General features: G+C 69.1%; 8 protein-coding genes and 1 tRNA gene. 3 read left to right on the forward strand and 6 right to left on the reverse strand.

Annotated elements, in window-relative coordinates:
- Positions 1–14: 14 nt before the first annotated feature.
- From AC6CHX_RS05095 to AC6CHX_RS05105, 3 genes are read right to left on the reverse strand one after another with little or no spacing between them, the layout of a single operon-like run.
- Positions 15–1,451 carry a CDP-glycerol glycerophosphotransferase family protein gene (locus AC6CHX_RS05095; protein ID WP_498271870.1) on the reverse strand — a complete coding sequence of 479 codons (1,437 nt, stop codon included), beginning with the start codon at positions 1,449–1,451 and terminating at the stop codon, positions 15–17.
- Positions 1,448–2,701: a CDP-glycerol glycerophosphotransferase family protein gene (locus AC6CHX_RS05100; RefSeq protein ID WP_498271871.1), complete on the reverse strand. Its 1,254-nt coding sequence runs from the start codon at positions 2,699–2,701 to the stop codon at positions 1,448–1,450. Before AC6CHX_RS05100 ends, AC6CHX_RS05095 begins: the two co-directional genes overlap by 4 nt.
- 47 nt (positions 2,702–2,748) lie before the next feature.
- Positions 2,749–4,320 carry a S1C family serine protease gene (locus tag AC6CHX_RS05105; RefSeq protein WP_498271872.1) on the reverse strand — a complete coding sequence of 524 codons (1,572 nt, stop codon included), beginning with the start codon at positions 4,318–4,320 and terminating at the stop codon, positions 2,749–2,751.
- Between the two features lie 96 nt (positions 4,321–4,416).
- On the opposite strand from AC6CHX_RS05105, the gene AC6CHX_RS05110 reads away from it, so the two are divergent.
- The gene (locus AC6CHX_RS05110) at positions 4,417–5,619 is read left to right on the forward strand and encodes an aminotransferase class I/II-fold pyridoxal phosphate-dependent enzyme (RefSeq protein WP_498271873.1); all 1,203 of its coding nucleotides are present in this window, start codon (positions 4,417–4,419) and stop codon (positions 5,617–5,619) included.
- Positions 5,620–5,647: 28 nt separating this feature from the next.
- Here the strand turns inward: AC6CHX_RS05110 and AC6CHX_RS05115 are convergent, their stop codons facing one another.
- The gene (locus tag AC6CHX_RS05115) at positions 5,648–6,457 is read right to left on the reverse strand and encodes a carbon-nitrogen hydrolase family protein (protein WP_498271874.1); all 810 of its coding nucleotides are present in this window, start codon (positions 6,455–6,457) and stop codon (positions 5,648–5,650) included.
- A gap of 94 nt (positions 6,458–6,551) precedes the next feature.
- On the opposite strand from AC6CHX_RS05115, the gene AC6CHX_RS05120 reads away from it, so the two are divergent.
- Positions 6,552–6,625: transfer RNA gene (locus AC6CHX_RS05120), tRNA-Met, on the forward strand.
- Between the two features lie 145 nt (positions 6,626–6,770).
- Here the strand turns inward: AC6CHX_RS05120 and AC6CHX_RS05125 are convergent.
- Together AC6CHX_RS05125 and AC6CHX_RS05130 are read right to left on the reverse strand one after the other, a co-directional pair.
- On the reverse strand, positions 6,771–9,680 hold the full coding sequence (locus AC6CHX_RS05125) for a UPF0182 family membrane protein (protein ID WP_498271875.1): 2,910 nt from the start codon (positions 9,678–9,680) through the stop codon (positions 6,771–6,773).
- Between the two features lie 75 nt (positions 9,681–9,755).
- A complete protein-coding gene (locus AC6CHX_RS05130; RefSeq protein ID WP_498271876.1) occupies positions 9,756–10,847 on the reverse strand; it encodes a YlbL family protein in 1,092 nt (363 codons plus the stop codon).
- A gap of 117 nt (positions 10,848–10,964) precedes the next feature.
- Here AC6CHX_RS05130 and AC6CHX_RS05135 point away from each other — a divergent pair, with 117 nt between their 5' ends.
- Positions 10,965–12,407: a zinc-dependent metalloprotease gene (locus AC6CHX_RS05135; protein WP_498271877.1), complete on the forward strand. Its 1,443-nt coding sequence runs from the start codon at positions 10,965–10,967 to the stop codon at positions 12,405–12,407.
- Positions 12,408–13,234: the final 827 nt, after the last annotated feature.

Here is a 13,234-nt window from a genome sequence, read left to right on the forward strand (position 1 = left end):
CGCGGGCAGCGACGTCAGAGCGTGACGAACCCGAGATCGAGGATGCGGTCGACCACGCGCTGAGCAGCGTGGCCGTCTTCTCGGGAGTTGAACTGCCGGCGCCATGCCTCATAGCGCTCGGCGTAGGCAGCCTCGTGGCCCCGGTCGTCGAGGGCGGCGGCGAGCTCCTCCTGCGTGCGCACCAGGGGCCCCGGGGCGCGTTCGGCGAGATCGAAGTAGAAGCCGCGCAACTGGCCGCGGTAGTGGTCGAGGTCGGGAACCAGGAAGTACATCGGCTTGCCCGTGACGCTGAAATCGAACATCACGGAGGAGTAGTCCGTGATCAGCGCGTCGGCGGCGAGCAGCAGCCGCGCGGTCTCCGGATACCCCGTCACATCGATGACACGCGCGCCGTCGCGATCGCGACCCTGCTCCAGCGTGCGGGAGTGACCGCGCACGAGCACCACGGCGTTGGCCTGACGCGCCAACAGCTCGGGGTCGACGAAGTCGACCATCTCCGCGCGGTCGTCGCGCCACGTCGGGGCATACAGGAGCACCCGCTCCTCGGCCCCGATGCCCAGAGAGCGACGGATCGCGGCCGCGTCTCCCGTGATCAGCGTGTCATTCCGGGGGTAGCCCTCCACCCAGATCGGCCGCCCGAAGAAGGCGTAGGCCTTCCGCAGGATGCGCTCGGAGTAGGTGTTCTGCGCCAGGAGCACGTCCCAACGGCGGGATTCCTTCACCACGGCCGCCATGCGTCGCGGATCGAAACCGGGACGGTGCAGCGCGAGCCTCTTCAACGGGGTGCCGTGCCACGTCTGCAGCACTTTCTGCCCCGGCTTGCGGGCGAACCGACGCCGTAGCCAGTCGTTCACGACGAGCAGACGCGATGCTCCTCGCGCGTGCCACCACTGGGGACTCCCCTCGACGACGGCGATCGCGCCTTCGGGAACCTCGACCGAGAGGTCGACGACGCTCCAATAGCGACGCACCTGCGGAGCACGAGCCGCCAGCTCACGGTCGATCGCACGAGGATTGCAGCCGACGGTCCGGCCGTAGAAGCTCTCGAAGAAGACCGCGTTCTCGGTGCCACCGCTCTGAGCGACGTAGCGCTCCTCGAGCGTCGACCTGCCCTCCGCCGTCTCGTACACCGGCTCGATCGGCGCAGCGATGCGGACGGTGGCGCCGTCGACGGCGATGCGCACACCGGTCAGGACGACAGGATCGATCCTCACCTCCTGCAGGTCGGCATCCGGGATCCGCAGCTCGTACGTTCCGGTCGGCAGCGGAAGCGACGGACCACCCCAGCGCGACGCCTGCAGCGGGAAGGTGGCCTTCCACGTCTTGCCACCGCCGCTGATGCGGGCCTCGACCCGTGCGCGCGGTCCGACCAGCGCAGCATCCGCCGGTCGCGCTCCGGTCCCTGCGACGACCAGCGCCTCTGCCGCGTCGTCGATTCGGGCCGTTGTCATGCTGCTCCCTTCGGCGCGGGAATCCCCCGTGCGCGGATCACGTCATAGACGCGTTCGGTGTTGCGTCCGTCCCGATACGCGTGCATCCCCGCGCTGAGCGTAGCGGACCGCTCGGACGCCGCGTCGTACACGCGGCGGTCGGAGAGCAGATGCTCCAGCTGCACGAGCAGCCCTGCCCAATCGGCGGCCGCATCGGTGCCCGCGACCTCGTCGTACCGGCCGTAGAAGCCGCGAGTGCGCGCGTACTGCTGCGCATCCGGTGCCAGGAAGAGCACCGGCATCGACAGGAGCCCGACATCGTATGCGAGGGAGGAGTAGTCGGTGATGAGCACGTCCACCGCCGCGAGCACCGGGGTGACGTCGGCGATGACGGACGAGCCCAGCGCGCGGACCCGCCTGCTCGGCAGCGGAGGCGCGTAGCCGCCCTCCCCCAGCGGGTGCGAGCGCACCAGGAGGACCGCATCCCGTGCTTCGAGGAGGCGGATGATCTGGATCCACTCCGCCGCAGTAGGAACCGCGGGGTCGGGTGCTCCGTCCCGCCAGGTCGGGGCGTACAGGATCGTGCGTGCTGACGCGGGGAGGTCGCCCACGGCGTCCCGGAGAAGCTCGGACGCAGCACTGCGACGCTCTCCCGGCGAACCTGCGGAGAGGACATCGACGCGCGGCTCACCGGTCACCACGACCCGGTCGTCGCCGAGACCGAACGCAGACTCCAGCCTTCCCCGCGCGCGATAGGAGGCGGCGGGCAGCACCCGGATCCGCTGCGCGGCGGAGCGGTAGAGCACCGCGATCGCACGACGCAGCAGCGGCGCACCGGGGACGTTCGGCACCTCGGTCGTCGCCGGCGAGTCCAGTCCGATCCGCTTGAGCGGGATGCCGTGCCAGAGCTGGACGACGAATGCGCCGCCGTTCGCGTAGCGGTTGACGTCGCCCAGGCCGTGAGTGACCACCAGGGTGCCGGCTCTGGCGGTCGCCCACCAGCCGCGCAGACCGCTCTTGCGCACGAATCGGATGCCGCGGGCGGCGGCCTCTCGGTCCTCACGTGCGGAGGACGTGAGCCAGAGCGTGTCGTGGCCTGCAGCCGCGGCATGCTGTCGCAACGCGAGCGCCCCGTCGCCGATCCCCGCACCGCAGCCGAACACCCAGCGCCGCCCGCGCGGGACCAGGAGCGTACCGATGCGTCCGACGGCATACAGCGGGATCCGGAGCAGTTTGGCCGCGTTGCCGGTGCCGAAAGAGAAGGACGCCACCCCGCGAGCCTATCGCGGGGTGGCGTCCTTCTCTGTGACGCGCGGGGTCAGCCGGCCAGTTCGCCGAGCGTCACCTCGACGTCGTAGTCCTTGCCGTTGCGGACGTATGTGACCTTGGCCTCGCTACCGGCCGCCGCCGCGCGCACCTGCGCGGTGAGGTCGGTGGCGCTGGTGATCGGCACTCCGTTGAAGGAGGTGACGATGTCGCCCTTCTCGATACCTGCGGCGGCAGCAGCCCCACCCTCGTTGGCCTTGGCGATGTAGGCGCCGGCGACGGTCGCGCCCTCGATGCTCGATGCATCCTGGACGGATGCGTTCAGCAGACCGTGCGTGGCGGCGCCGTCGGCGATGATCTCCTCGGAGACGCGCTTGGCGATGTTCGAGGGAATGGCGAAGCCGATTCCGATCGATCCGGACTCCTCGGAGTTTCCCGAGCTCGCGATCGCCACGTTGATGCCGATCAGCTCGCCCTTGCTGTTCACGAGCGCGCCGCCCGAGTTGCCGTGGTTGATCGCGGCATCCGTCTGGATGACGGCGATGGAGATCGATTCCGAGGTCTGCTGCTGGCCGCTGCCGGGGATGTCGAACTGGAACGGCCCCTGGCCCTGGCCCTCCTCGGGAGCCTGCTCCTGCGGAGCGTCTTCGCTGGAGGAATCCGGCAGCGCGGAGGAGGCGATCTGGATGCTCCGGTTGAGCGCGCTCACGATGCCGGTGGTCACCGAGTTCGCCAGGCCCAGCGGGGCGCCGAGCGCAACGGTCGTGTCCCCGACGTTGAGCTTCGACGAGTCGGCGAAGTCGATGGGCGTGAGCCCTTCCGCGTCCTTCAGCTTGATCACGGCGAGATCGTAGATCGGATCGGTGCCGACGATCGTGGCCTCGTAGATCTTGCCGTCGGACGCCGTCACGCGGATGGTGGGATCGGCCGCGGCGCCGCCGAGCGTCACCACGTGCGTGTTGGTGAGCACGTAGCCGTCGTCGCTGATGATCACGCCGGAGCCGCTGCCGGCCTCCTGCGAGCCGGCGACCTCGATCGTGACGACGGACGGCAGGGCGGAGGTCGCGACCGCGGTGGTCTCGTTGACCGAGCCGGGGTTGTTGACCGTCACGGTCTGCGGCCCGGTCGCCGTACCGGATGACGGGGTGTCCTGGAGTCCGTTCAGCAGCGCACCGCCGCCGAATCCGGCGACGCCGCCGACGAGCGCGGCCGCGACGATGAGGGCCGCGAACTTCGTGCCGCCTCGTGTCTTCTGCTCCTTGGCCTTGACGCCGGCACCCGCGAGCGGCTCAGAGCCGAGCGGCTGGGTCGGCTGTGCGTGCGGCGCCGCCGACGGGATGCCGAAAGCGGCCCCCGAAGCGGTGCCGACGGCCGGCGCGGCGAATGCATGCGGCACCGGCGCGACCTGCGGTGCGGGCGGCACGTGCGACGTGAACGTCGACGGCACCTCATGGCCCTGCACCGGCGCACCGGACGTCGGCGCGACGGGCGCGGCGGATGCCGACCCGGTCTTGTCAGCGGCGGCAGCCGTCGCCGGCTGAGCGGCGACCTCTGCGGCCTCGGTGGACGGCACGGCGTCGTTCGACGCGGGTGCCGAGTGGTCCTGGGGTTCGTTCTCGTTCATGGTGTGCTCCTTCAACGACCACTTCAGAATGACGCCTGTGTCTGTGTGTTCCTTATGTCGAAGATGAGTTTCCGCTATGGCCTTAGCCTGTTCTTCATGAGTGTCATTCCCGGCGCATGGCGGCGCACGGCGGCCGGTGCAGGCCTGCTCGCCGCAGACGGAACCGTCGCGCCCACCATCTTCGCAGAGATGTCCGCAGCAGCAGCCCGTACCGGGGCGATCAATCTCGGACAGGGCTTCCCCGACGAGGACGGACCGTCGGAGGTGCTCGAGGCCGCCCGCAGCGCGATCGCGCACGGCGCCAATCAGTATCCGCCGGGGCGCGGCATCCCGGACCTGCTCGACGCCATCAGCGAGCACCAGCGGCACTTCTACGGCCTCGAGGTGGACCCGGCCAGCGAAGTGATCGTGACTGCCGGCGCCACCGAGGCTCTGACGGCGACGCTGCTCGCGCTGATCGACGGCCCCGACGACGAGGTGGTCGTCTTCGAGCCGTATTACGACTCGTATGCCGCGGCGGTGGCGCTGGCGGGCGCCCGACTGCGCACGGTCCCCCTTCGCGCTCCCGACTTCCAGCCCGACCTCGATCAGCTCGCCGCGAGCGTGACCGACCGCACCCGCATCATCCTGGTCAACGATCCGCACAATCCGACCGGCGCGGTCTTCGGACGCGACGTGCTCGAGGAGGTCGTCCGGCTGGCCGCACGACACGATGCCGTCATCGTCACCGACGAGGTGTACGAGCACCTCGCCTTCCATGCTCCCCATACGCCGATCGCCACGCTCCCCGGAGCAGCCGAGCGCACGCTCACGATCTCCTCGGCGGGCAAGACCTTCTCCGCGACGGGATGGAAGATCGGCTGGGTGCACGGACCAGCCGCCCTCATCACGGCTGTCCTCACCGTGAAGCAGTACCTCACCTACGTGAACGGTTCCGCCTTCCAACCCGCTGTCGCCGTCGGCCTGCGGCTGCCCGATTCGTACTTCACCGATGCCGCGGCGACGCTCGCGCACAAGCACGAGATCCTCGGCGACGGACTGCGCACGGCCGGGTTCACGGTGTTCGCCCCGCAGGGTGGCTACTTCACGGTCGCGGATGCAACCGCGCTCGGAGGCACGGATGCCGCGGCATTCTGTCGCACCCTCCCGGAGCGCGCCGGCGTCGTGGCGATCCCCCTGAGCGCGTTCGTCTCCGAGGCCCATCGGAACGAGTACTCGGGTCTGGTGCGCTTCGCCGCGTGCAAGCGCGTCGATGTGCTCGAAGAGGCGGCGTCGCGCCTGGCGCGGTTCCCCGCCTGACCGGCTCGGCTCGCACCGGATCCCTCCCTCAGCGCGGTACGACCGCGTATCTGCGCGCACGCAGCGAGGGGTTGCTCCGTCGCACCCGCTCGATCGCCGCGGCCTCCACGACCGCGACCGCCATGCCGGGGGCTGTCCCGACCCCTGCCAGGACCACACCCTGCGGATCGACGATCTGCGAGTGGCCGACACCAATCGGCGTGGGGTGATCGGCCGCGACCACGTGGACCGTGTTCTCGATCGCACGCGCGGCGAGCAGCGTCGTCCAGTGGTGCTCCTTGAGCGGACCCCTGACCCATTCGGCGGGGACGACGAGGGCGTCGGCGTGCGCATCGACGAGCGAGCGGGCGACCTCGGGGAACCTCAGGTCGTAGCAGGTCATGAGCCCGAACCGGAGACCCCCGAGCTCGAACGTCGACGCCTCCCCCACTTCTCCGGGCTCGATCCAGTCGGACTCGGTCTGCCCGAATGCGTCGTAGAGATGCTGTTTGCGATAGACGGCGAGGATGCCGTCGCCCCGCACCGCCACCACCGTGTTCCGCACGCGATGCCCGTCGGAGGCGCGCTCGACGAGGCCGGCGACGATCACCACCGCGCGGTCGGCGGCCAGCGCGGTCAGAGCTTCGACGAAGTCGCCGTCGAGGTCTTCCGCGTTCGCGGCGAGGGTGTCGTCCATCGGGTCGACGAAGTAGCTCGAGTACTCGGGGAAGACGATCAGCTTCGCGCCCCGCGCGGCCGCATCGGCGGTCAGCTCCGCGATCTGCGCGAGGTTGTCGGCACGGGACGCCGTCGGCGCGAACTGGCACACGGCGACGGCGATGGCAGGGGTTTCAGGCATATCCCCATCCTCGCGCATCGACACGCCCGGGGCGTCGCGCAGGGCGGCCCCGATTGGCTCGACCCTGGGATCCGTGATAAGTTACTTCTTGTGCCGCGGGGTGGAGCAGTTCGGTAGCTCGCCGGGCTCATAACCCGGAGGTCGCAGGTTCAAATCCTGTCCCCGCAACAAATGAAAGGCCCTCTGACTCGGAGAAATCCAGGTCAGAGGGCCTTTCGCTTTGCGACGACGATCCGACGATCGCGTCGGACCGGAGACGAGAATGGGCGCCCCCGAGGGGGCGCCCATTCTGTTCACCGTAGCGAAGGGGTGGTCACTCCCCCGCTGCGGACTCCAACTGCAGTAGCCTCTCGACCGCCGCGGTGAGTCGTTCGTCGGCCTCGGCGAACTTGGCGAGGTCACCGGCCTTCAGCGCCGCTTCACGGTCGATCAGGGCCTCCTGCGCAGAGGCCAGGGCCTCGGCCTCGGCGGTCGTCGGCTGCGTGGGCTCTGTCGGCGTCTCTCCGGTCTCCGGATCCTCAGTTCCGGGTTCGGTGGGCTCGACCTCGTCGTCACCACCGGTCGCACCGGAGTCGCCTCCGAAGAGGGTGTCCAACGCCTCGGTGAGAGTGTTCTCGAACGCGACACGGTCACCGAAGGCGACGAGCACCTTCTGCAGACGCGGCAGCTGCGTCCCCTCGGACGACTGCACGTACACGGGCTGCACATAGAGCAGACCACCACCGACGGGTAGCGTCAGCAGGTTGCCGTAGATCACCTCGGACTCACCCTGCTGCAGCAGGTTGAGCTGCGGCACGACGGCCGTATCCGAGTTGTAGGTGTTCTGCACCTGGCCGGGTCCGGGCACCGTCGTATCGGTGTCGATCTCGAGCATGCGCAGCTGGCCGTAGCCCTCTGCCTTCTTGCCCTTCTCTGAGCCGGCATCCGAATCCACCGCGAGGTAGCCCATCAGCACGTCACGGCTTCCGCCTGCACCCTGCGAGTTCGGGATGAACGTCGAGAACATCGAGAACCGTGGCGAATCCTGGCCGGGCATCTGCATGGTCAGGTAGTACGGCGGCTGCAGCATCGACTCACTGCGCGGGTCGTTCGGCGTCTGCCAGCGGTTGTCCTGCTGAGCGAAGGAGCCGGCCTTGTCGACGTGGTAGACGCCGAGCACATCGCGCTGCACCTTGAACAGGTCGGTCGGGTAGCGCACGTGGCTCATGAGCTCGCCCGACATGTCGCTGATCGGCTTCAGGGTCGACGGGTAGATCTTCTGCCAGGTCTTGAGCACCGGGTCTTCGTCGTCCCACGCGTACAGCGTCACGGAACCGTCGTAGGCGTCGACCGTGGCCTTGACCGAGTTGCGGATGTAGTTGATGTCATCGATGGCGATTGTCGGCGACGGGACGTTGGAATCCGCGATCGCGTCGGACAGGCTGACGCTCGTCGAGTACGGGTAGGTCGAGCTGGTCGTGTAACCGTCGACGATCCACACGATCCGACCGTCCACCACGCTCGGGTACGGGTCGCTGTCGAGCTCGAGGTACGGAGCGACCTTCTGCACGCGCGTCTTGGGATCGCGGTCGTACAGGATCTGCGAGTCCTCGTTCACCAGGTTGGAGAACAGGATCTGCTCCGACTGGAACTTCAGCGCGTAGAGCAGCTTCGTGAACGTGTCGCCGATCTTCGGACCACCGCTCCCCTCGAACGTCGTCTTCGTCTCGCTCGAGCCGTCCTTGCCGCGCGGGTAGTCGATCTCCGCGGGCTCGGATCCGTCGGGGGCGCCGACGATCGAGTACTCGGGCGAGTTCTCGCCGAAGTAGACCCGCGGCTCGAAGTTCTCCCGATCCGAGAGGAACCCGGAGGTGGGGATGCCGCGCTCGAGGAACACCGGCTCGCCGTCGGTGGTGCGCTGGTTGCCCGCGGCCGCCACGAGGCCGTAGCCGTGGGTGTAGACCGCGACGCGGTTGTTCCAGTTGTCTCCGTCGCCGAGGCCCGACATGTCGAGGTCGCGCACGGACACCACGGTGTCCTGCATTTTCCCGTCGATCTCGTACCGGTCGACGTCCATCGTCTTCTGGAACTGGTAGTACCCGCGGTACTGCTCGAGCTGGCGGACCGTCGGCGGGATGACCTTCGGGTCCATGATGCGAGTGGACGCCGTGGTCTCCGCGTCGGCGCGCAGCTGGCCGGCCTCGGCATCGGTCTTCGCGGCGAACGGCGTCGTCTCGAGGTTCGCGACCCCGTACGCCTCCTTCGTGCCGTCGATGTTCCGCTGGTAGTACTCGGCCTGGTAGGCGTTCTGGTTCGGCTTCACCTGGAAGGTGGTGACCACCCAGGGGTAGCCGACGCCCACGACCAGTGCAGCGACGATCAGCAGCGCCGTGGCTGCGAGCGGGAAGCGCCAGCGACCGATGACCGCGGTGACGAAGAAGAGGATCGCCACGACGGCGGCGATGATCGCGAGGATCGCGAGACCCGGGATCGTCGCGTTCACACCCGTGTACGCGGCACCGGTGATGCGGTCGTCGGGCTCGACGAGGGTCTTGTACTGGTCGAGCCACAGGCTGGCCGCCTGCACGAGCAGGTACAGACCCGCGATGACCGCGAGCTGGATGCGCGCGGGCTTGGAGATGCGGAGCTCACCCTGGCCGATGCGTACCGAGCCGTAGAGGTACGACACGAGCGCGGTGACGAGCAGCGCCAGCAGGAGAACCGCAGACACGAACGCGAGGAGGATCGAGTAGAACGGCATCGCGAACATGTAGAAGCCGGTGTCGATGCCGAACTGCGGGTCGACACTCGAGGTGGCGACGCCGTTGGCCCAGAGCCACACGGTCTTCCACTGCCCCGCGGCGGCGAATCCGGCGAACAGGCCGAAGAAGATCGGCATTCCCCACATCGCGAGGCGGCGCAGGGGCTCGATGACCTCCTGGTACCGATCCAGCTGCGAGCTGAGCCGCACGTATACCGGGCGCAGCCGGTACGCGAGCTGGATGGCGACGAACAGCGGGACGGCCATCCCGAGGAAACCGACGACGAACATCACCGCCGTGGCGATCCACTGCGTCGTGAGCACGCCGGTGAAGCCCACCTGGTCGAACCAGAGGAATTCGGTGTACAGGGAGGCGAACACGAAGAACACCGCGATCAAGGCGGCGATGATCACCAGGGAGATGCCGAGAATACGTCGGGACGTTCGAGGCGTGGCCGGATTCGGAGCTGAGGGTGAGGTCACCCTTCCATCCTAGGCATCGCACACTGTGCGCTGGCTGTCATCCCGATCACGGCGAGGTCACGGCCGCTCCGCGGATCAGCGGGCGGCGGATTCGCAGGTGGGCAGCGAGGCGACGTCGCCGTCGTCGGCGATGACTTCGAGCGCGTCGAGCGACTCGTCGAGCGTTCCCGTGCGGATCACCTGCAGCCCGTCGGGGACATGCCCGACGACCTCGTCGCAGTTGGCTTCCGGAGCGAGGAAATACTCGGCTCCGGCGTCACGCGCGCCGTACAGCTTCTGTCGGATCCCGCCGATCGGCCCGACCGTGCCGGCGGCATCGATCGTGCCGGTGCCGGCCACGTTCTCGCCTCCGTTGAGCTCGCCCTCGGTGAGGGTGTCGATGATGCCGAGCGCGAACATCATCCCGGCGCTCGGGCCGCCGACGTTGTCGAGCTGGATCGTCACATCGATCTCGAAGTCGTAGTCGGTGCGGAGCGTGACGCCGATGAGCCAGGTCGTCACCCCGCCCTCGGTGTGCTCCTCGGGCGTCACTTCGACGTCCTGCTCCTCGCCGTCGCGACGCACCGTGAGGGTCACCGGGCCGCCCGCGGCCTCCTGGATAGCGGCGCGAAGCTCGGTCGCCGACTCGACCGCCGTGCCGTCGATCGCCGTGATCACGTCATCGGCTTCCAATGCGCCGTCGGCCGGTGAGTCCGCGACCGCCTCCACGACCACGACTTCTGCGCCCGTGTCGTAGCCGAGTTCGTTCAGGGCGGCCGCCGTCGCCTCGTGCTGCGAGTCGACCATCAGCGTGGCGTTGCGCTCATCGCGCTGCTCGGTCGTGACACCCTCAGGGAACACCGAGTCCAGCGGCACGACCGCGCGCGACGAGTCCATCCAGGCCAGTGCCAGCTCGAACCAGCTCGGGGTGCGCTCGCGGTTGCCGACGACCTGCACGGTGGTGAGGTCGAGCGTGCCCGCGGTCTCGAAGGTCTCAGCGCCCTCGACCTTGATCAGAGGAACCTCATCGCCGTCCTTGTCCGTTGCGGTGCCGAGGGTGTCGTAGACCGGACCCGGCCGCTGGATCACGTACGGCGAGGGCAGGAACGTCAGCACGACCAGAGCGACGAGTGCGACGATCAGCGCCCAGACTCCGAGTCCGAGCTTTCCAGACCGCGTTCGATCCACTGCATTCCTCCGTCGTTCGCGGGCGGCGTACACCGATCTGCCCGCATCGGGTTCGCGCGCAGAAACCTGTGACTAGCGTAGAGGCCACGGCTTCAGACCTGCTGAGAGGCGAGCGACATGGCAGACAACGACCCCACCCCCGAGGACTTCCAGGAGTTCCTGCGAAGGATGCTCGCGAATCAGGGCGGCGGTGACATCGACCCCGAGGCGCTGCGAGGCGCCTTCGAAGGCATGGACGGCTTCACCCTCGACCCCGCGATGATGCAGACGATCATGTCGCAGCTCCAGGGCGCCTTCGGCGGCGACCCGTGGGAGAACGCCCTGCGGCAGGCGCTGTTCATCGCCAACCGCGACGGCCAGGGCATCACCGACGGCTCCCGCACCTCGCTCGCTGATTCCTTCGCCCTCGCGAACCTGTGGCTCGGCGAGGCCACCACGATCTCCGAGCTCGCCGAGACGCCCACCGCGATGACCCGCGGCGAATGGGTCGAGAAGACGCTGCCGGTGTGGAAGGAGATCGCCGATCCGGTGTCGACCAGCATCGCCGACGCGCTCACCTCCGCGCTCGATACACAGGTCCCCGAGGAGATGCGCGACGTCGTCCAAGGCGCGGGCAAGCTCATGCGCGGCCTCGGCGGCTCGGTGTTCGCCGCTCAATTCGGCCAGGTGCTCGGCAACCTGTCGCTCGAGGTGGTCTCCGGCGGCGACGTCGGGATCCCTGTGCTGCCCGCAGGCACAGCCGCCGTCATCCCGCAGAACCTCACGGCGTTCGGCGAGGGCCTCGAGATCCCGGAAGACCAGATCGCGCTCTATCTCGCCACCCGGGAGCTCGCCTACGCCCGGCTCTACCGGCACGCGAAGTGGCTGCACCTGCACGTGATGGCGCAGATCACGGACTTCGCCCGCGGTGTGACCGTCGACGTGGACGCGCTCGAAGACGTCGCGAGCCGGCTGGACCCCTCCAACCCTGAGGAGCTGCGTGCGGCCATCGAGGGAGGCGCGCTCCTACCCGTGCAGAGCGAAGCGCAGCGCGAGGCCCTGACCCGACTCGAGAACCTCATCGCGACGATCGACGGCTGGGTCGACGTGGTGACCGCACAGGCGACCTCGCGCCTCCCCGACGGCGCGCGGATCGCAGAGGCCGCCCGTCGACGCCGGGCGGTCGGCGGTCCCGCCGAGGACGCGCTCGGTGCGCTGGTCGGGCTCAAGCTGCGACCGCGGCGAATGCGCGAAGCATCTGCGATGTGGCAGGCGGTGACCGATGCCGTGGGCATCAGCGCCCGCGACTCGCTCTGGGACTACCCCGACCTGATGCCGACGGCCGAGGACATCGACGATCCGAGCGCACTCGTCGCCCGCCTGCAGGCCGTGGAGCGCGGCGAACAGCCCCTCGCGGACGAGTTCGACGAGGCGCTCGCACGGTTGCTCGACGGCGACGACTTCTCGGAAGAGACGCCTGCCGATGGAGCCGACGGTGGGACCGGGGCCGACGACGGGACCGAAGCCGACGGTGGGACCGCGGACGACGGTGGCGCCCCGGAAGGCGACCGCCCCGTCTGAGGACCCGCCGCCAGCCGGAGCGGGAGGAGGTCCACACCTCTCCTCCCCCGTCGGGGGCACGGCCGGCAGTTGTCCACGGATGCTCCGAGAGCACCCCGCAGACTCCGGCGTCCCTCCAGAATCGGAGAGATGCCCCTCACACCGCCGATCCTCACGCGCCTCGATCCGAGTACGCCTCTGCTGTGGCGGGACGAGCGCACACTGCAGCTCGGCGACGTCGACGGACTGCGCATCGAGGCGGATGCCGCGTGGGTGGAGCTCCTGCTCAGCCGCCTGCGCACGGGTTTCCGCCGGGGATCGTTCGACGTGATCGCACACGCGGCCGGAGCACCGCGCGAGGCGGCCAGAGATCTGCTCGCGCGCCTGGAGCCGGTCCTCGTCGACGAGCCCACCACGCCCCGCCCGGCGTGGGTCGAGAGCATCGGCATCGACGACGGGCGCAGCGAATACCGCATCCGCGAGGCGCTCACCGATGAGGGCGTCTCCCTCGTCGATCCGGGCCGGCGACCGGGCGTGAGCGTCGTGCTCGTGCGAGGTGCGGCGGCGGCACTGCAGTTCGCACGCCACCTGCGCGAAGACACCCCGCATCTGCCCGTCTCCTTCGAGCCGGGCAGAGTGACCGTCGGGCCGCTGGTGATCCCCGGCGAAACCGCCTGCCTCGCGTGCCGAGATGCGCACGCAACCGCCCTCGACCCGGCGTGGCCGCTGCTGCACACGCAGATGATCGGGCGCGACCCCGGCCCGATCCGCGCCGCGCAGGTCGCCGAGGCCGGACGGCTCGCCGCCGGGCTCCTCGCCGACGACGACGGCGCTGCGGGTCGCGTCGT

The sequence above is a fragment of the Microbacterium sp. GQ128 genome (genome assembly GCF_059758615.1).